The sequence below is a fragment of the Allostigmatella hybrida genome (genome assembly GCF_020103775.1).
GTDB classification, from domain to species: Bacteria; Myxococcota; Myxococcia; order Myxococcales; family Myxococcaceae; genus Hyalangium; species Hyalangium aurantiaca.
Map to the genome: position 1 here is coordinate 82,131 of NZ_JAHXBH010000018.1, position 18,970 is coordinate 101,100.

Genomic DNA, 18,970 nt, shown 5'->3' on the forward strand with positions numbered 1-18,970 from the left:
GTGAGCACTCCGAAGGCAGCCCCGGAACAGCTTCCCGGCACCGCCCCGAAGTCGGCGGCCTACCGCAACGACCGCAACCACGTGTTCCACTCCTGGTCGGCCCAGGCCACGTTGGATCCCGTCGTGGTGACCGGCGCGAAGGGGGCCCGGTTCTGGGATGAGAACGGCAGGACGTGGCTGGACTTCTCCAGCCAGCTCGTCAACGTCAACGTCGGCCACCAGCACCCCAAGCTGATCGCCGCCATCCAGGCGCAGGCCGCGAAGCTCTGCACGGTGGCGCCCTACCATGCCAGCGAGGCCACCAGCGAAGCGGCCCGGCTCATCGCCGAAGTGGCGCCGGGCGACCTCAACAAGGTCTTCTTCACCAACGGGGGCGCCGAGGCCATCGAGAACGCCCTCCGCATGGCGCGCCACCACACGGGGCGCCACAAGGTGATGGCGGCCTACCGCAGCTACCACGGCGCCACCAGCGGCGCGAACACCCTGACCGGAGACCCCCGCCGCTGGGGCTCCGAGCCCGGAATGCCCGGCGTCGTCCACTTCTGGGGCCCCTACCTGTACCGCTCGGCGTTCCATGCCACTACGCCGGCCGAGGAGTGCGAGCGCGCCCTGTCCCACCTCGCCGACGTGCTCATGATGGAGGGCCCGCACACCGTGGCCGCCATCGTGCTGGAGACCGTGGTGGGCGGCAACGGCATCCTCGTCCCGCCGGACGGCTACCTCCAGGGGGTGCGCCGCCTGTGCGACCAGCACGGCATCATGATGATCTCCGACGAGGTGATGACCGGCTTCGGCCGGTGCGGCGAGTGGTTCGCGGTGGACCGCTGGGACGTGACGCCCGACCTCATCACCTTCGCCAAGGGCGTCAACTGCGGCTACGTCCCGCTGGGCGGCGTCATCCTCAGCGACCGGATCGCCGAGACCTTCGCCCATCGCGCCTACCCCGGGGGCTTGACGTACTCCGGCCATCCGCTCGCCTGCGCGGCGGCCGTGGCCTGCATCCACATCTACCGGGAAGAGCGCATCTTCGAGCACGCCCGGCACCTCGGCGAGAACGTCATCGGCCCGGCGCTGGAGGCGCTCCAGCAACGCCATCCGTCGGTGGGCGAGGTGCGCGGCCTCGGTGCGTTCTGGGCCATCGAGCTGGTGCGCAACCGGAAGACGCGCGAGCCGCTCGTGCCCTACAACGCCTCGGGCCCCGCCAACGCGCCCATGGCGGAGCTCGTCAGCGCGTGCAAGGAGCGGGGGGTGTGGCCGTTCACGCACTTCAACCGCATGCACGTCGTGCCCCCGCTGACGATGACCGATGACGAGGCGCGGGAAGGCCTCGCCCTCATCGATGAGGTGCTGTCGCTCGCCGACCGCCACGTCAGCGGCTGACGCCCGCGTCAGCGGCGGGAGGACGCGGGCGCTTCGCTCAGCTCCATCGAGAAGACCTGGTCCTGGTGGCGGAACGCCTTGAACTCCAGGGCGTTGCCCGAGAAGTCGTGGACGAACATGGAGATGTGCTCGCCCACCTTGCCCTCGAGCCGCACGTGGGGCTCCTTGACGAAGCGCACGTTGCCGGCCTTCAGCCGTTGGAGCAGCGCATGGAACGCGTCCCAGTCGAGGTTCAGCCCGAAGTGGGGAATCGTCACATCGCTGCCGTCGAAGTCGGACTCGCTCGTCTTCGGCCGCTCGGCCAGGTGCGCGACGATCTGATGCCCGTAGAAGTCGAAGTCCACGTAGTGGTCCGTGCTGCGCCCCTCGGGACAGCCGATGACACCCGTGTAGAAGGCCCGCGCCGAGGCGAGATCCGGCACGGGGAAGGCAAGGTGGAAGTTCTGGATGGCCGCCATGGTGAAGTCCCCTCTCAGGCCGCGCGGAGCGTCACGCCCGCGCTCTCGAAGATATTGTCCCAGAACCGGTCGAAGACGCCCTTGCTCTTGCGGTAGCCCTCGACCAGCCCCTCCAGCGCCGCCGGATCCGCGTCCACCGCCTCCATGAGCGCCGCGCGCAGCAGCTCCCGGTGCGCGATGTCGATCTCCCCGGTGTGGATGTCCCAGAACCGCCAGTCCAGCCGGTCCTTCATGGCCTGGATGGCCGGGTTCTGGATGAAGTGGGCGTGCATGGACGCGAGGTAGACCTGGCACAGGCACTCGCCCCCCATGCCGCGCAGCCCCACGGCGTACCAGGGAGACTCCTTCATCACCAGGTCGCGGATCTCCCCCAGAAGCTGGAGGTTGGCCGGGTTCGCATTCGCCTCCAGCGCCTCTTGGGGAATGCCGAGGCTCACCAGGAAGTCGTCGTAGATCTGCTGGTGCGCCTGCGCGTGCTGGCCGTTGCCCAGCTCGTCGTTGAGGAAGTCGGCCAGCAGGCTCCGCAGCTTCCCGAACGGAAGGCGGTAGACCAGGAGCGCCAGGTCACTGATGTAGAAGATGGTGAAGTAGCGGTACTGCACGAAGATCTGCTTCAGGACCTCCAGCGGCGCGTGCTGCAGCGACTGGAGCTTCCGGTCCACCAGATACTCAGCCTGGGTTCTCGCGTTGTCCGCCATCCGCCAGAACTCTTCCTTCATGGCCGGGTTCGACTGTTGACTCACTGAATCCGCCTTCGCCCCGAGGGCCGGCTCTTGACCTACGTCACGAGGCGAAATCTAGCAGAATCTCCCTTAAAACCCGCAAACCCCCCATTCAGTTGCTCTTCCACACGCCGTGGAGCCGAGGGCCTAGTGGCTGCCCTCCCCGGCCAGCTCCCGCAGCCGGGCGATGAGCTTCCACAGGTCGAACGGCTTCTGGAAGAAGTCCGCGCAGGCCACAGGGGCTTCCCGGTTCAGGATGGCCAGGGGCACGGCGCTCATGAGCACCACGGGCACGTTCTTCCAGCGTTCGTCCGCGGCCATCTCCCGCAGCAGCTCCCGCCCATCCATCACCGGCATCATCACATCGACGAGCGCCACGTCCGGCGTCTCCTCGCGCAGCAGGTGGACCGCCTCACGGCCATTGCCCGCCGTGACGACCCGGAACCCCTCGTCCGCGAGGATGCCCGAGAGCGCGTCGAGAATGGCGTGCTCGTCGTCGACGAGGAGGACCGTCTTCACTCGGGCCTCCGAGGCTTCTTGCGGGCCACCTGCGGCTTGGCCGCATCCGTGCTTCTGCGCTTGGGCGGACGGGGCAGCCGCGAGTCGGTCAGCACCGACTTGCCCTTGAAGCGCGCGCCGATGTGCCAGCCCTGGTCATCGATGATGACCTCGCGCAGGGACGGGTCGTGCCCGCTCTCCCGCGTCTTGAGAATGGCCAGCACCCGCCGCAGCTCGCCCTTCCACTCCACCTGGCGCAGGAACAGGTGGTTCTCCACCAGCGCGGACAGCCCCTTGACCGGGGTTTCGATCTCCGGGCCGAACAGCACGCGCGTCTCCTCCGTGAAGACCGTCGTCACATCCAACGCCCGCAGCTCGTTGGTGAAGGCGGCGAAGAAGCGGTTGATGCGCTCGGGGTGGACGGTGGACTCCTTGAAGCCGATCAGCCCGTCGATGAGCAGCCGCTGCACGCCCCGGCGGCGGATGGCCGAGAGAATCTTCACCGCGAGCGCGTCCAGCACCAGCTCCACCGGCGGCTGCCAGAGCATCTCCAGCATCCCGCCGCGCATCGCCCCCGCCATGTCGAGCCCGATGGACTCGCCCTTGCCCACCAGCCGCGGCGGCGACTCGTAGAAGCCGAAGTAGAGGCTGGGCTCGCCCTGGTTCGCGCCGTGGGAGAGGAACTGCAAGCCGAGCAGCGTCTTGCCGCTGCCGGAGGGGCCCATGATGAGCGTGGCGCTGCCGCGCTGCAGCCCGCCGCGCAGCATCCCATCCAGCTCCGGCAGCCCCACGGGCGCGCGGGCCTTGTACTCCCCCGGCACGGCGATGGGGTCGGCCAGCATCGCCTCCGAGCGCGGGTAGACGGTGATGCCCTGCGGGGAGATTTGGAACACGTGCCGGCCGCGCAGGTGCGCGCTGCCCCGGAACTTGCGCACGATGAGCTCGCGCACGGCGCGCACGCCGATGAGCTCGTCCGTCAGCTCGATGAGCCCATCCACCATGGTGTGCTCGGGGTGGACGTCCTCGGGGCTGTGGCCGTTGGTGAGCAGGAACGTGGTGCAGCCGATGACGCTCACCAGCGTGTTGAGCTCGTGCACGAACTCCTTGAAGGCCAGCTCGTTGGGCGCCGAGGCGCTGGCGCTCACCAGCCCATCCAGCACCAGCATGGAGGCGCGGTGCTCGCGGATGAGCTTGCGCAACAGCTCCAGCAGCCCCGGGAGCCCCTCGCTGGTGAGCACCCGGTAGGCGCTGACGTAGTGGAGCGCGGAGGCCAGCGGCTCCTCGGAGAAGAAGGCCATGCCGCGCAGGTGCGCGAGCAGGCGCCCGTGCGTCTCGGCCAGCAGGGTGACGTAGACGACCCGGCCGCCGTGGGCCACGTGGTGGAAGCAGACCTGGTTGCCGAGGATGGTCTTCCCGGTGCCCGGCATGCCCGCGATGATGTACGTCCCGCCCTGCAAGAACCCGCCATCGAGGATCGCATCCAGGCCGAGCACGCCGCTGGGAATGCGCTGGAGGGAAGGGGCAACCACGGCCGTCATCGCGAAAAGCCTCGATACCCCAAAGAAATGAGGAACGAACTCGCCGGGGGGGCCGCCGGGGGCGAGGCGGGGCGGGTCGCCCCAACCAGACCAGGACAGGGCCGGGCCACCCTAGCATTCAGGACGCGGAAGGCGAGCACCCGGAAGCCAGGCGGGGCCGTACGCGAGGAGAGGAATCGAAGCAGCATCGAGGGTGGGCGACGCCCATAGAATGAGGACGCCTCCCATGCACCTGTTTCCGGACTCCCGGTGCCGAAAACCCGGACTGGACGGCGGTGGCGTCGGCCACCGAACAGCCCTTCTGTCAATCGGCCGCCGGTACGGGCTCCAGCAGCGCCACCTGGGCGGCGGAGACGGCCGTGCCGGGCAGTACCCGGTGGCCCGCGGCGATCAGCGCCCGCTCCACCGCGCCCACCGTGGCGAGCACCTCCCCGGGGCCCACGAGGTTCATGTGGCCCACCCGGAAGTAGCGCGTCTTGAGCTCCGGGTGCAGCCCTCCGGCCAGCACCACGCCCTGGCCCCGCACGCGCCCCACCAGGGAGGCGTCGACGCCTTCCGGGTAATACAGGGCGCTCAGGGTGTGGGCGGTGGCGGCCTCGGCGGTGGGCAGGGACTTCAGCCCCAGGGCGCGCCAGGCGGCGCGGAAGGCGCGGGCCATGTGCCGGTGCCGGGCGAAGCGGGCCTCCATGCCCTCGCGCAGAATCTGCCCCAGGCTCACCTCCAGCGCGGTGATGAGGTTGACGGCGGGGGTGGCGAAGTAGGCGGGCTTGGAGGCCTCGTAGGCCTCCATGATGGGCAGCCACTCGGCCCAGTCGGCGTAGAAGGAGCGCACCGGGTGCTTCCGGGCGCGCCAGGCCGCCATCGCCCGGGGGCTCACGGTGAGCAGCGCCAGCCCCGGCGGCACGCCCAGGGCCTTCTGGCTGCCGGTGAGGTACACGTCCGCGCCCCACGCGTCCTGGTGGAACGTCTCCCCGGCGGTGGCGCACACCCCGTCCACCACGGACAGGACGCCCTGGCGGTGGGCGGCGCGGACGAGCGGCTCCGCGGGGGCGCGCACGCCGGTGGAGGTGTCCACGTGGGTGACGGTCATCACCTTATAAGGACCCTGGGCCAGGGCCTGCGCCACCGCCTCCGGGCTGGGTGTCTCGCCCACGGGGGCCCGCACCTGGGTCACCTCGGCGCCGTGCCGGGACAGGATGAGCGCCATCCGGTCGCTGAAGTAGCCGGTGTTGACGACGAGCGCCCGGTCCCCGGGCTCCACCAGGTTGGCCACCGCCAGCTCCATGGCGAGGGTGCCCGTGCCCGCGACGATGAAGGGCTGCGCGGAGGGCGCCAGACACACCTCGCGCAGCCGCTGGAGGGCCCGGCCAAAGGTGGCGATGAAGACGGGGTCCAGGTGGCTGAGCGTCCGGGCCCCCAGGGCGCGCATCACCTCCGGGTCGAACTCCACCGGACCGGGAATCATCAACAGGTCACGCTCACTCACGCAGGGGCCTCCAGGTGGGACAGGGGCGGAAAGGCCCCCGGGGCGGGGACTGTACCGAAGCCGGGCGCCCGCGGAGGGCCTCGAAAACCGGGCGGGAGGTGAATAAGGCGGGCTGCTTCGCGTATAAGCACGCGGCTCGCGAGGGCGCCCTGTGCGGCTGGGCATCCGGCCGCCGGTCCTCGCACCGCAGGGTTTCACCACCGGGGAATCACCATGAGAACGCAGTGGAGTGTGGCGGCAGCAGCCCTCGTGCTGGGGCTGCTGGGAAGCGGTTGTGCATCCATGGGCCATGTGCAGACGGCGGACACGCTGGGCGAGGGCCAGTTCCAGTTCGCCTTCGAGCCCGGCATCCAGGGCACGGGCATCGTGTCCGAGAGCAGCTCCGAGGTCTCCGCCAGCGACATCGACTTCGATGACGACGACGACGATGACAGCGGCTTCGCCGGCGTCGCCTACCCGCACATCGACTTCGCGCTGCGCTACGGCGTCTCCGAGCGCGTGGACCTCGGGGTGCGGTTCGGCTTCTCCCTGGCGGAGCTGCAAGCCAAGATCCTGCTGACGCAGCCTGGAGATCCCGACCTGGCCATCTCCCTGGCACCGGCGCTGTCCGGGGTGTACTTCGGCACGGGCGACGAGGACGTGGGCTACACGAACCTGGCCCTGCCGCTGCTCATCGGCTTCAAGACGGACGGGGGCTCCGAGTTCGTGCTGGGGCCCCGCGTGAGCGGCGCGCGGGTGTCGGGCGGCATCGGCAACGCCAGCGGCAGCATCAATGTCCTGAGCGTGGGCGGCTCGGTGGGCTTCGCGCTGCGCGTCGCCAATGGCTTCCGGCTGATGCCGGAGGTGGCGTTCTCGGTGCCCGTGGTGGGCTCGGTGAACTCCAGCGAGTCGGACTCGGAGATCATCTCCGGCTTCGACACGGGCTTCCTCCAGTTCAAGCTGGGCTTCCTGTTCGGCGCGGGCCGGCCCGCGCGCCCCACCCCGCCCCCGGAAGCCGAGTTCGAGTAGCGGGCTTCAGCCCCCTTTCTCGGGCCGCACGCGCGGCTTCGCCCGGCGGGAGCCCCGCGTATGACGGGCCTTGGGCTCCTCGGCCATCTCCAGGGGCCGGACGGAAGCCGGAGGCAGCGCCGCGAGGCTCTCGGCCAGCCGGACGACGTTGCCGCGCAGGTTGAAGTGCTGCAGCACCCAGCGGCGGCCGTTGCGGCCCAGCCGCTGGGCCAGGTTCCGGTCGCTGAGCACGCGCAGCAGGGCGACACACAGCGCGCGCGGATCCTTCTCGGGCACCAGCAGCCCCGTCTCCTCATCGCGGATGAGCTCCGGAATGGCCGAGATGCGGGTGGCCACCACGGGCGCCTCGCTCGCCAGCGCCTCCATGAGCGACACGGGAATGCCCTCCATCTGCCCCGAGGAGGCCACCACGCTGGGCTGGACGACCACGTCCGCCCGGGCCATCAGCGCGGCCACCTCGTTGCGGCGGCGGCTGCCCAGGAACTCGACCTCGGCCCGAACGCCTGCGGCCACGGCCTCTGCTTCGAGCTGCCGCCGCAGGGGGCCATCGCCCACCAGCAGGCACCGGAAGCGCGTGCCCGCCTCCTTGAGTTGGCGGCACGCCTCGATGAGGTGGGAGTGGCCCTTGTAGTCCCGGAGGCTCGCCACGCACAGGATGATGGGCACCTGCGAGGTCCGGGCACGCGGACGGGGACGGAAGATGTCCTGGTCCACCCCGCAGCGCACCACGATGATCTTCCGGGCGGCCTCCTCGCCGTAGAGGTCGCTCAGCAGCTTCCGGTTGAACTCGGAGATGGTCACCGCGAACGAGGCCGCCGCCAGCTTCTGGTCGAGCATCGTCCGGTCGATGAACAAGTCATGCGCATGGCAGGTGAAGCTGAAGTTCAGCCCCGTCATGCGCTGGATGACGAGCGCCGCCAGCGTCGGATGGGTGGCCCAGTGCGCGTGGATGTGTTCGATCTGGAGCCGCTGCATCTCGCGCGCGAAGAGCATGGCCTTGGGAATCACCACGAGCGAGCGCACCAGGAAGCCCAACGAGCGCCAGTTGCCCACGAGCGCCATCCACCATGCGCCCAGGTAGCGCAGGGGGCTGTGCCACAGCCAGTAGAGCTGGGCGGACAGCAGGGCCCAGGAGAACATCCGCCGGTAGTGCGCCCGGGCGATCAGCTTGTTGGCGCCCGGGTGCTTCACCGTGCCGTGGCGGCCGAACAGCGGAAACACCTCCACGTGGACCCCCAGCCGCTCCAGCTCGAGGATCTCATAAAGGATGAACGTCTCGGTGACCGCCGGGAACCACGACATCATGTAGGCGACGCGGCGAGAACGTCCAGACGCGGATCGGCTCATTCGAAACTCCTCAGGCAGTTCCCGCACTGGAACGAGCGAAGGTGCGTTCTTGGACCAAACCGCCGTAAAGCTGCAGGAGGCGGTGGGCGATGGCTTCCAGCGAGAACCGCGCCGCCACCCGCTCCCGCGCGGTGGCACCCCACGAGGCGCCCGTGCCGGGCTCCAGCGCGTCGAGCAGCCCCTGGGCCAGGGCCTGGGGCGCCTCGGACGGCACCAGCCGCCCATGCACCCCATCCTCCAGCACCTCCGGCGTGCCCCCGACCCGCGTGGCCACGCAAGGCAGGCCACACGCCATGCCCTCCAGGAGCGCCACCGGCAAGCCCTCCGTCCGGGAGGCCAGGGCGAAGACATCGCTGGCACGCAGCCAGGCAGGCACATCCGCGACCGCGCCCATCAGGCGCACGGAGCTTCCCAGCCCCCGCTCCGCCACGCGCCGCCGGAGGGCCGCCTCCTCGGGCCCATTGCCCAAGAGCACCAGCGTGGCCTCGGGGCGCGAGCGCACGAGCAGCGCCCACGCCTCCAGCAGCACGTCCACGCCCTTCTCGGGGGAGAGGCGTCCGGAATAGGTGACGATCGGCCCCTGCGGCAGTCCCAGCCGGGCGCGCAGCGCGTGGCGCTCCTCGGGGCTCGCGGGGCGGAAGGCCTCCAGGTCCACCCCATTGGCGATGCGCCAGATGCGGTCCTCCTCGATGCCCGAGTCCCTCAGCTCCTGGCGGATGGGCTCGCTGATGCTGACGAAGGCATCCGCCCACCGGCGCGCCGCCTCCAGGCGCCAGCCGCCGGCCAGCCAGTGCGCGCGCCTCAGATATTGAACGTCCCCCTCGGGGCCGCAGGCATGCGGGTTGATGACCAGGGGAATCCCGAGCGCCTTGCGCGCCAGCAGCCCGGTGGTGGTGGGCGAGAGCATCTGGTGGGCGTGCATCACATCCAGCGCGTGGCGCCGGGACATCAGCTCCCGCAGGCTCTCGGCCAGGTAGGTCGCGGTGGCCACCTCGCGGCGGGCATCGCCCTGCCCCAGGCGCAGCACCTCGACGCCGTCCACGAACTCCCGCCGGGGCAGCCCCTGGTGATGACGGGTGAGCACCACCACCTGCGCGCCCTGGGCCACCAGCCGCTGGGACAACCTCAAGGTGTGTGTCTGGATTCCTCCCACGGAAGGAGGAAACACAGCGGTCAACATCGCGATTCTCAGCCCCATCCATCCCTCCCCCGGCAGCGCAAGCTGGGCACGCGGTTCAGGATCGGCAACGGCCTTCCGCCCGGGCTGCAATCCCTTCAGGAGGGAGGGGCGCCTCCCACAATCCAACACTCCAACGTGGCGCAAGGACAGTCCTCGCCCGAGGCCAACGCTGGCGTCCGAAGTGCATGCCACCATGGTCTGTATGGACAAGCGGATCCGGCTGGTCGAGTTCACCAATACTTTTCATCTGGGCGGCGGCGAGGTGCAGTTCCTGGAGCTGCTCCGGGGCCTTCCCCGTTCACGCTATGACATCCAGGTGCTCGCGCTCGAGGCCACCGGGCCGCTGCTGCCCGAGGTGCGCAAGCTGGGGCTCGAGCCCGAGGTGTTCCCCCTGGGGCCCTCGCTCATCCACCGGCAGACGCTTCAGCAGATCATCCGGCTCGCCCGGTGGCTGAAGGCTCAGCGCGTGGACCTGCTCCACGTGCATGACTTCTACACGACGCTGCTGGCGGTGCCCGCGTGCCGGATGGCCGGGGTGCCCGTCGTCGTGGGCCGGTTGGACCTCGTGCACTGGCACGGCAAGGCCCGCCACGCGCTGCTGGCCGCCGCCACGCACGCGGCCACCCATGCCATCGCCAACGCCGATGCCGTGCGGCGCTTCCTGCGCGAGCGCGAGTGGTTCCCCGAGGAGCGCATCACCGTCATCCTCAACGGCCTGCGCCTGGATCAGTTCGATGCCCGCGCCGCGGCGGGGCTGGAGCGCCCCCTGCCGGAGGTGCCAGAAGGTGCCCCCATCATCACCCACGTGGCCAACATGACCCACGAGGTCAAACGCCAGGAGGACCTCTTCGAGGCGCTGGCCCTCGTGCGCCAGCGGCACCCGAAGGCCACGGCCTTCCTCGTGGGCGACGGGATGCGGCGGCCCGAGCTGGAGGCGCGCGCCCGGGCGCTGGGGCTGGGTGACGCGATCCACTTCCTGGGGCACCGCACGGATGTCCCGGCCGTGCTGCGCCGGGCCACGCTGGGCGTCCTCTGCTCCCGCCACGAGGGGCTGTCGAATGCCGTCATGGAGGGCATGGCGGCGGGCCTCCCCATGGTCGTCACCGACGCGGGGGGCAACGGAGAGCTCGTCGCGGATGGGCAGCGCGGCTTCGTGGTGCCGCCGCTGTCCCCCCCGGCGCTCGCCGCCGCCATCACCCGGCTGCTGGATGACCCGGCGATGGCCAAGCGCATGGGGAACGCGGGCCGCGCCTTCGTGGAGGCCGAGCTGACGCTGGAGCGGATGGTCTCGGCCCACGACGCGCTGTTCCGCCGGATGCTGGGCCTCCCGTCCCAGGACGGAGACGGAACGGCCTCCTCCCGGGCCGCATAAGCCGCGCCCTCTTCGCCTGCCGGGCCCTCCTGAACCCGTGGCACCATGGCCTGGACTACGGCACCCAGGAGAGGCCAGACGATGAAGACATGGATGATGGGCAGTCTGCTCGTGCTTTCCACCGCAGGCTGCATGGGGAGGGCCACCCACCCCGCCGCGGAGGCCTCGGAGACGGGGCTCGTCCTGAAGCCGGGCGCGCGCTGGGTGGACCTGACCCACCCGTTCGATGAGAAGACGCTGTACTGGCCCGCCTCGCCCTCGGGCTTCGTGCTGAAGACCGAGCTCTACCAAGAGGAGAGCGCGGGCTTCTTCTTCCACACCAACGCCTTCCAGATGGCCGAGCACACGGGCACCCACCTGGATGCGCCCCGCCACTTCGCGAAGGGCCACGCCAGCGCGGCGCAAATCCCGCTCGAGCGGCTCATCGCGCCGGCCGTGGCCGTGGACCTGCCCGTGGACGCGGAGAAGGACCGGGACGCCCAGCTCCAGCCCCGCCACCTGGAGGCGTTCGAGGCGGCGCATGGCCGGATCGCCCCCGGCACCATCGTCCTCGTGCGCACCGGCTGGTCCCGGTACTGGCCGGACCGCAAGCAGTACTTCGGGGACGACACGCCCGGAGATGCCTCGCGCCTGCACTTCCCGGGCATCTCGGCGGAGGCGGCCCAGTGGCTCGTGGAGCGGCAGGTGGCCGCCGTGGGCATCGACACGGCGAGCCTCGATGCCGGCCCCTCGCAGGACTTCCGCACCCACCAGATCCTCATGAAGGCGGACATCCCCGGCTTCGAGAACGTGGCCCACCTGGAGCAGCTCCCACCCCGGGGGGCGTTCGTCGTGGCGCTGCCCATGAAGATTGGCGAGGGCACGGGCGGACCCCTGCGCATCATCGCGCTGCTTCCGCCCCGCTGAGCCGTGGCTAACGCGACACGCTGAAGCGCGCGTTGCCCAGGGCCTGCACCACCACCAGCCCGGGGCCCTCCATGCGCAGGGCCTCGCCGGCCCGGAGGACGTGATCGCTCAAGTCGCCCTCACGGGTGAGCCACACGCAGCCCTCGTGGCAGCGCAGCGACGCGCCCGGGGCATGCATGCGGTGGCTCCACAGCTCGCCCAGGGACAGCGTCACCGTGGCGAGCGAGTCGAGACACCGCTGGGACATCCGCTTCGTCAGCGCCGCGAGCAGCTTCGAGAATCCAGAGAGTGCATCCATCGCCGTTGACCTCCTGTCACGGTCATCAAGATGCACGCCCTGGCTTGAGAATAACAGATTCAGCCGGTATTGATTGTGACCAGTACAGTTGAAGCCCCTCGAACTGTACTGGACATCCAGCGGCCCCACTGTACGGGTCCCCCCGGGAAGGTGACGCGATGAAGGCAGCCGCAGCCAAGGCGAAGCTGTACGAACAGGTGGCCGAGCGGCTCAACGACGCCATCGCCACGGGGACGCTCCGCCCCGGAGAGCGCCTGCCCTCCGTGCGGGAGCTCAGCACCCGGGAGCGGGTGAGCGTCTCCACCGTGCTCCAGGCCTACCTCCAGCTGGAGTCCCTGGGCATCATCGAGACGCGGCCCCAGTCGGGCCACTACGTGCGGCGCCGCGAGCGCCTGCTGCCCGCCGAGCCCCAGGTGTCCCGCCCCGCCAGCACCGCGTCCACGGTGAGCGTGAGTGCGCTGGTGGCCCGCATGTACCGGTCCGTGAATGACACCCGCGTGGTGCCCCTGGGGGCGGCCTCCCTGGCGCCCGAGCTGCTGCCCGTGCAGCGCCTCAACCGGGAGCTGGCCCTGCTCTCGCGCGAGCAGGGCGAGGCCGCGGTGAACTACGACATGCCCCCGGGCTGCCCGGAGCTGCGCCGGCAGATCGCCCGCCGCGCCCTGGAGTGGGGCGGCGCGCTGGGGCCCGATGCCTTCATCACCACCTGCGGGGCCTCCGAAGCCATTCACCTGAGCCTGATGGCCGTGGCGAAAACCGGGGACACCATCGCCATCGAGTCGCCGGCCTACTACGGCACGCTCCAGTCCATCGAGTCGCTGGGGCTCCGGGCACTGGAGATTCCCAGCCACCCGCGCTACGGGCTGGAGCTGGAGGCGCTGCAGGCCGCGCTCGACAAGCGGCGGGTGGCCGCGGTGTTGATCGTGCCCACCTTCAGCAACCCGCTGGGCAGCTGCATGCCCGAGGAGCACCGCCAGCGGCTCGTCGCGATGCTCGCGGAGAAGGACGTGCCGCTCATCGAGGATGACCTCTATGGGGACCTCTACTTCGGCCCGGCGCGGCCCCGCCCCTGCAAGGCCTTCGACACGGAGGGGCGCGTGCTGATGTGCGGCTCCTTCTCGAAGACGCTGGCGCCCGGCTACCGCGTGGGCTGGGTGGCCCCGGGCCGGTACCGCGAGCGCGTGGAACTGCTCAAGTTCGCCCAGACGGTGGCCACGCCCTCGCTGCCCCAGCTCGCCATCGCGCGCTTCCTCCAGAACGATGGCTATGACCGGCACCTGCGTGGGCTGCGGCGGCGGCTCGCCTCCCAGATGGATCAGATGCGCGAGGCCATCGCCGAGCACTTCCCCGAGGGCACCTGCGTCACCCGGCCCACGGGCGGCTCGCTGCTCTGGGTGGAGATGCCGCGCACGGTGGATTCGCTCACCCTGCACGCCCGGGCCCTGGAGGCGGGCATCAGCATCGCCCCAGGCCCCATCTTCTCCGCCCAGCCGCAGCGCTACTCCCACTTCATCCGCTTGAACTGCGGCAACCCATGGTCCCCGCGCATCGAGGCCGCGGTGGCCACGCTGGGAAGCCTCGCGCGCAGCCTCGCGTGAGCCCTCCCAGCGCCCGGTACGGCCGGGTTACTTCGCGGGGGCCGTGGGGCCCGAGCCGCCGATGCCCGTCTGGGACGGCTCCTGGGAGACCTTCTTCACCTGGCCCACCTGGTCCAGCTCCTCGCGGTTGTTCACCGTGAAGCGCACCAGCGCGCGCAGCACCCGGTTGCGCTTCACGTTGCCCAGCACCGTGCGCAGGTCCTCGTAGATGGTGGGGTCGGCGATGAGCCCGCCCACCGTGCCCTCGCCATTGGCCACCGTGGAGGTGATCTTCTTCAGGTCCGCCGCGGCGCTGCCCAGGTCGGCGAACATGCCCCGCGCGTCGCCGTACACCAGCTGGTGCACCGCGCCGTTCGGGCTGTTCTTCGCATCCTCGATGAGGCCCGCGAGCTGGCCCGCCGCCGCGCCCAGCTCGTTGAGCGCCTGCGCGCCCTGCTTGTCGTAGATGAGCGCGTGCGCCATGCCCTGGCCGTGGCGGACCTCGCCCAGCAGGGCCTCCACGTGGCCCACGGCCTTGTCCACCCGCTGCGCCGTCTGCGAGGCGTTGGCCACCATGGCGCGCACCTGCTTGCCCGCCTCCTTGTCGTAGATGAGCGCGTGGAGCACACCGTCACCCTGCTCCACCTCCTGCAAGAGGTTGCGGAGGCTGTGCACCGTGCCCGCCACGTCCTTGGCGAGCTGCGGATCCGCGTACGCCTCCACCGCCACGCGCAGCGAGCGGCTGATGGCCATGGAGTCATCCATGATCTGCCCCGCGGCGCGCATCAGCGTGTTCAGGTCCCCGCTGGGCACCGTGGGCAGCTCGCTGTTGGCGGCCATGACGGGCTGCTCGGGGTTGCCCAGGGTGATGTCCACGGCCTTCTCGCCGAGCACGCCCAGGCTCGACAGGCGGACCACGGAGTCCGCGCGCACGCGGTCCGCAAACTTCTTGGAGACCTGGAGGCTCACCTGGATGCGGTGGTTCTTCGCGTTCGCGCCCGGCGCGAAGGCGATGCCCGTCACGCGGCCCACCTCGAGCCCGCCGAGCCACACCGGAGACTCCTCACTCAACCCTTCCACGTTCGAGAAGTATGAGTGGAACTGCACCTGGTCTTCGAAGAGCCGCGTTTCCTTGCCGATGAAGAGGACCACCACCCCGGCCAGCACCAGCCCCACGGTGACAAAGATGCCCGCCCGCCAGGCAAACCGCCGCTCCCGATCCGTCGATGTAAACAGACTCATGACGCCACCTTCCCTATCCCCAACTCCGTCCGCCGAGCTTCCATGAACGCCCGCACCTGAGGCACCGTCGAGTGACGGATCTCCTCGGGCGAGCCCACCTGCACGATGCGCCGGTCCGCCAGCATGGCCAGGCGGTCCGCCACCTCGAAGGCACTCAACATGTCGTGCGTGACGACAATGGAGGTGCACCCCAGGCGCTGCTTCATCGAGTTAATCATCGTGTTGATGTTCTGCGTGGTCACCGGATCCAAGCCCGTGGTGGGCTCGTCCCACAGGATGACCTCCGGGTCCGTGGCGATGGCGCGCGCCAGCCCCACGCGCTTGCGCATGCCACCGGACATGTCCGAGGGCATCATCGCCTCGGTCCCCGGCAGATCCACCCACGACAGCTTCTCCGCCACGCGGCGGGCAATCTCCTCCTGCGGCATCTCCGGGAAGTGCTCGCGCAGGGGGTAGGCCACGTTCTCGCCCACCGTGAGCGAGTCGAACAGCGCCGCGCCCTGGAACACCATGGCCACGTGCTTGCGCACGGCCCGGAAGTCCTCCTCGTCGAAGTCCGTCAGGTCCTGGCCCTGGAAGTGGATGCGCCCCGCGTCCGGGTACAAGAGGCCAATGAGGCACTTGAGCAGCACGCTCTTGCCCGTGCCCGACCCACCCATCACCACCAACGTCTCCCCGGCGTACACCGACAGGTCCAGGTCGTCGTACACGCGCTTCGGGCCGAAGGTCTTCTTCAGGTGCTCGAACCGGATGAGCTCTTCCCCCGGGGTGGGCTGGCGGAAGTTCAGACGCGAGGAGTCGTTGGGCGAGGACATGACGCTAGAAGTAGAGGGTAATCTTGGTGATGAAGAAGTCCGCCAGACACACGGACACGGAGGTGATGGCCACCGTCTGCGTGGTGGCGCGGCCCACGCCCTCGGTGCCGCCCTCGACGGTGAGCCCCTTGAAGCAGCCCACCAGGCCGATGATGACCCCGAAGATGGCGCCCTTGATGACGCCGGACACGAAGTCCGTCATCAGCACCGCGTCCAGCGCGCCCTGGAAGAACAGCTCGAAGGAGATGCCGTACTGCATGTTGACCACGAGCGCCCCGGCCCCCAGGCCGATGACGTCCGCCAGCACCGTGAGCGTAGGCATCACCAGAAGGCACGCAAGCACCCGGGGCACCACCAGCTTGCGCAAGGGGTCCGCGCCCAGCGCGCGGATGGCATCCACCTGCTCGGTCACCGTCATGGCGCCCAGCTCCGCGGCCATCCCTGAGCCGATGCGCGCGCCCACCGTGAGCGCGGTGAGCACCGGGGCCAGCTCCCGGAACAGCGTGAGGACGACGACGCGCCCCACGGTGTACTGCACGCCGAAGCGCGACAGGAAGAAGCCGAACTGGAGCGAGATGACCAGGCCCGCGAACGTGGACGTCAGCAGGGCGATGGGCATGGAGCGCACGCCCAAAAACTCGGTGTGGTAGACGAGCGCGCCCCAGTCATAAGGAGGGCGCACCGCGCGCGAGAAGACGCGGCCGGTCATCATCGCCATGGCCCCGAGCACCTCTAGCCGCTGGCGCACCACCGCCATCACGGAGGCGAAGATCGAGACCGGGGCGGCGGCCTGAGGCTCAGCAACGGCGGGGGCCTGCACCGAGGGGTTCATCCGTTGCGCTCCGAGTGGAAGCCCGCGAGCAGGCCGTCAAAGTCCGCCATCCGCGCCTCGGCCTGGCCGGGGGGGGCGACATAGGTGAAGTCGAAGACGCAGCCGTCCTTCTTGAGCACCACCATCTCCAGCTCCACGGGCACACCGTCGAGCCGGGCCAGGTAGCGCGAGCGCAGCGCCTCGCGGCCATCCAGGTTGATGAGCTTCTGGGACTGCTCCTCGCGGTCCGTGAAGCCCATCACCAGGTGCCGGGTCAGCACGGGCAGCGGCGGGTCATCGTGGCCCTCACAGGTGGAGTTGATGGACAGGGCGCGCCCCGTTCCCTCCTCCGAGAAGGCCAGGTCATTGTCCTTGAGGTAGACGCGGTGCCAGTGCGCAGGCAGCTCGCCAATGCGGTAGTCCACGTCCCGCTTGGACAGCATCGAATCTTCGAAGCTCACGCGGCGGCAGCCCGTCAAAAGGGGCAGGGCCAGCAGGGCAAGCGTTAGCAGGGCTCTCTTCATTCCTCCGTCTCCGAGGAAACGGAAGCTAGGCACGGATGGGCAAACGCCTAGTGGGTCAGGGAAGTAAAGGTGGATGGGGTTCCAGACAATTCCCCAGGAGCGCCCATGCCGCACCGCATCCCGGGGCGTCTCCTGCCCTCCAGGCGAGAAGGGGCTGCCCAAGGTGGGGCACCGTGCTGCCCCGGCCCACCGTGGAGATGTTGTCCCTTGGACACCCTCTGAAGGAGACACCCCATGGATGGCGGACTGGCGCTCTTGGGCCTTGGCCTGTTCCTGTTGTCGATCGCCAACCTGTATGCCCGTTCAGCGCTCGGGCTGGCCGGACTCCTCTTCGCCGTCTCCCTCGTCTCCATGGGGCTGGCCTTCAGCGAGTTCCGGCGCCGGCGCGAAGTCTCCCTGGGCATGGGGGTGGTGCTGCTCGCGGGGGCCGTGGGCGGGCTCATCCTGAGTGTCCCGGCGTGGTCCGTGATTGGCACGTTCCTCTTCGCCGTGGCCTACGGGATTCTCTGGGCGGAGTTCCGCTTCTCCTTCTTCGGCAACGTCCCCGCGCAGCAGGTGCCCCACGCCCACCGGCGCTGGCGGCTGCTGCCCCGGGAGCGGCGGATGCCCCCCCGCTGAGGGCTCGGGCGGCCGGGGGGCCACCTGCCCCCCGTGGACGTCCATCCACAGGGTGTCGGCCGCCGCGGCGGCCCGCACCAGCGAAGCATCCGTGGTGGTGAGGAACACCTGGGCCCCGCTCGCCGCCAGATAGCCCATGAGGTACGCGTTGCGCTCCGGGTCGAGCTCGCTCGACACATCGTCGAGCAGCAGCAGCGGCAGGAAGCCCAGCGAAGCCTGCAGGTTCTCGATCTCGGCGATCTTCCAGCCGAGCACCAGCGCGCGCTGCTGGCCCTGGCTGGCGTAGGCGCGCGCGCTGCGGCCGCCCAGCGTCAGCGCCACATCGTCCACGTGCGGCCCGACCGAGGTGAAGCCCCGCTCCAGGTCCCTGCGCCTGCGGCCCGCGAGCGCTTCCAGCAGGGCCTCGGCTAGGCGGGCCTCGTCCACATCGGCGAACTCCTGGGCCAGGTGCGCGGGGTGGTAGCCATAGACAGCAGGGTCCACCGTGCGGCCAATGGCGGCGAACGTGGCCTGGGCGCGGGGGGCCAGCTCGGCCATCAGCGCCCGGCGCCGCACGTACACGCGGGCCCCGCTGCGCGCGAGCGTCGCATCGTAGGCATCCAGGTACGCAGGGTCGGCGGCGGGCCCATCGCGCAGCAGGCGGTTGCGGTTCTTCAGCGCCCGGGCGTAGTCGCGGCTCTCCTTGAGAAAGGCGGGGAAGCGGTTGAACACCGCCCGGTCCAGGAAGGTGCGCCGCGCGTCCGGCCCGCCCTTCACGACTTCCAAATCATCCGGGGTGAAGGCCACCACGGACACGCCGCCGAAGTACTCCTCCAGGCTGGAGGCCTTCTTGCCATCCACGAAGGCCTGGCGCACGCCGCCTCCCACCTCCACGGAGATCTCCCGCTCGGCGCCCTTGAGGAGGAAGCGGCCGGAGACGCGGGCGGCCTTGGTGCCCCAGCGCACGAGCTCCGCGAGCCGGCCGGCGCGCAGCGGCTTGAGCGTGGCCAGGAAGTAGAGGGCCTCGAGCAGGTTCGTCTTGCCCTGGCCGTTCTGCCCCACGGCGATGGTGGCATGGGGGCTGGGGGCCAGGGACACCTGGTGCAGGTTGCGGAAGTTCTGGGCTTGGAGCGCGAGCAGGCGCACGGTGGCCGTTACCCTACCCGTCTCCCAGCGCCATGGAAGGAATATCTCCAGTGATTTCGAGATGTTGG

At 70.0% G+C, this 18,970-nt stretch carries 17 protein-coding genes and 1 pseudogene; 5 read left to right on the forward strand and 13 right to left on the reverse strand.

The annotated features are described in order from the left end of the window. Positions 1 to 1,380: an aspartate aminotransferase family protein gene (locus tag KY661_RS24430; protein ID WP_225412504.1), complete on the forward strand. Its 1,380-nt coding sequence runs from the start codon at positions 1 to 3 to the stop codon at positions 1,378 to 1,380. An 8-nt stretch (positions 1,381 to 1,388) separates the two neighbouring features. Here KY661_RS24430 and KY661_RS24435 read toward each other — a convergent pair whose 3' ends face one another. The 5 genes from KY661_RS24435 to KY661_RS24455 form a co-directional block, all read right to left on the reverse strand. After that, positions 1,389 to 1,838 (reverse strand): VOC family protein, encoded by a 450-nt coding sequence (locus KY661_RS24435; protein ID WP_225412505.1) that lies wholly within the window; start codon positions 1,836 to 1,838, stop codon positions 1,389 to 1,391. 14 nt (positions 1,839 to 1,852) lie between these two features. Beyond that, on the reverse strand, positions 1,853 to 2,581 hold the full coding sequence (locus tag KY661_RS24440; RefSeq protein WP_225412506.1) for an iron-containing redox enzyme family protein: 729 nt from the start codon (positions 2,579 to 2,581) through the stop codon (positions 1,853 to 1,855). A 126-nt stretch (positions 2,582 to 2,707) separates the two neighbouring features. Beyond that, a complete protein-coding gene (locus tag KY661_RS24445) occupies positions 2,708 to 3,079 on the reverse strand; it encodes a response regulator (protein ID WP_225412507.1) in 372 nt (123 codons plus the stop codon). Then, on the reverse strand, positions 3,076 to 4,596 hold the full coding sequence (locus KY661_RS24450) for an ATPase domain-containing protein (protein WP_225412508.1): 1,521 nt from the start codon (positions 4,594 to 4,596) through the stop codon (positions 3,076 to 3,078). The genes KY661_RS24445 and KY661_RS24450 overlap by 4 nt, the downstream gene beginning before the upstream one ends. A gap of 304 nt (positions 4,597 to 4,900) precedes the next feature. Then, on the reverse strand, positions 4,901 to 6,061 hold the full coding sequence (locus KY661_RS24455; RefSeq protein ID WP_225412570.1) for a pyridoxal-phosphate-dependent aminotransferase family protein: 1,161 nt from the start codon (positions 6,059 to 6,061) through the stop codon (positions 4,901 to 4,903). A 234-nt stretch (positions 6,062 to 6,295) separates the two neighbouring features. Between KY661_RS24455 and KY661_RS24460 the strand changes: the two genes are divergently transcribed. Then, positions 6,296 to 7,090: a hypothetical protein gene (locus tag KY661_RS24460; protein WP_225412509.1), complete on the forward strand. Its 795-nt coding sequence runs from the start codon at positions 6,296 to 6,298 to the stop codon at positions 7,088 to 7,090. A 6-nt stretch (positions 7,091 to 7,096) separates the two neighbouring features. Here the strand turns inward: KY661_RS24460 and KY661_RS24465 are convergent, their stop codons facing one another. Further along, positions 7,097 to 8,437: a glycosyltransferase family 4 protein gene (locus tag KY661_RS24465; RefSeq protein WP_225412510.1), complete on the reverse strand. Its 1,341-nt coding sequence runs from the start codon at positions 8,435 to 8,437 to the stop codon at positions 7,097 to 7,099. A gap of 10 nt (positions 8,438 to 8,447) precedes the next feature. After that, the gene (locus tag KY661_RS24470) at positions 8,448 to 9,635 is read right to left on the reverse strand and encodes a glycosyltransferase family 4 protein (protein WP_225412511.1); all 1,188 of its coding nucleotides are present in this window, start codon (positions 9,633 to 9,635) and stop codon (positions 8,448 to 8,450) included. 184 nt (positions 9,636 to 9,819) lie between these two features. On the opposite strand from KY661_RS24470, the gene KY661_RS24475 reads away from it, so the two are divergent. Together KY661_RS24475 and KY661_RS24480 are read left to right on the forward strand one after the other, a co-directional pair. Next, positions 9,820 to 10,989, forward strand: a complete 1,170-nt coding sequence (locus KY661_RS24475) for a glycosyltransferase (protein ID WP_225412512.1) — start codon at positions 9,820 to 9,822, stop codon at positions 10,987 to 10,989. 81 nt (positions 10,990 to 11,070) lie between these two features. Beyond that, positions 11,071 to 11,895, forward strand: coding sequence for a cyclase family protein (locus tag KY661_RS24480; protein ID WP_225412513.1), 825 nt, complete (start codon positions 11,071 to 11,073; stop codon positions 11,893 to 11,895). Positions 11,896 to 11,902: 7 nt separating this feature from the next. On the opposite strand, the gene KY661_RS24485 is transcribed toward KY661_RS24480, so the two are convergent. Then, the gene (locus tag KY661_RS24485; protein ID WP_225412514.1) at positions 11,903 to 12,193 is read right to left on the reverse strand and encodes a DUF2917 domain-containing protein; all 291 of its coding nucleotides are present in this window, start codon (positions 12,191 to 12,193) and stop codon (positions 11,903 to 11,905) included. A gap of 158 nt (positions 12,194 to 12,351) precedes the next feature. Between KY661_RS24485 and KY661_RS24490 the strand changes: the two genes are divergently transcribed. After that, positions 12,352 to 13,788 carry an aminotransferase-like domain-containing protein gene (locus KY661_RS24490; protein WP_225412515.1) on the forward strand — a complete coding sequence of 479 codons (1,437 nt, stop codon included), beginning with the start codon at positions 12,352 to 12,354 and terminating at the stop codon, positions 13,786 to 13,788. Positions 13,789 to 13,815: 27 nt separating this feature from the next. Here the strand turns inward: KY661_RS24490 and KY661_RS24495 are convergent, their stop codons facing one another. From KY661_RS24495 to recF, 5 genes and pseudogenes are all read right to left on the reverse strand, one after another. Further along, a complete protein-coding gene (locus tag KY661_RS24495; protein ID WP_225412516.1) occupies positions 13,816 to 15,009 on the reverse strand; it encodes an MlaD family protein in 1,194 nt (397 codons plus the stop codon). Further along, positions 15,006 to 15,824, reverse strand: coding sequence for an ABC transporter ATP-binding protein (locus KY661_RS24500; protein ID WP_075008757.1), 819 nt, complete (start codon positions 15,822 to 15,824; stop codon positions 15,006 to 15,008). Before KY661_RS24500 ends, KY661_RS24495 begins: the two co-directional genes overlap by 4 nt. A 4-nt stretch (positions 15,825 to 15,828) precedes the next feature. After that, complete coding sequence (locus tag KY661_RS24505) at positions 15,829 to 16,581, reverse strand: MlaE family ABC transporter permease (RefSeq protein WP_225412571.1); 753 nt, start codon at positions 16,579 to 16,581, stop codon at positions 15,829 to 15,831. 71 nt (positions 16,582 to 16,652) lie between these two features. Continuing rightward, positions 16,653 to 17,159 carry a hypothetical protein gene (locus tag KY661_RS24510; RefSeq protein ID WP_225412517.1) on the reverse strand — a complete coding sequence of 169 codons (507 nt, stop codon included), beginning with the start codon at positions 17,157 to 17,159 and terminating at the stop codon, positions 16,653 to 16,655. A gap of 630 nt (positions 17,160 to 17,789) precedes the next feature. Next, positions 17,790 to 18,902, reverse strand: a pseudogene (recF, locus tag KY661_RS24515) (DNA replication/repair protein RecF); the annotation flags it as partial. Positions 18,903 to 18,970: the final 68 nt, after the last annotated feature.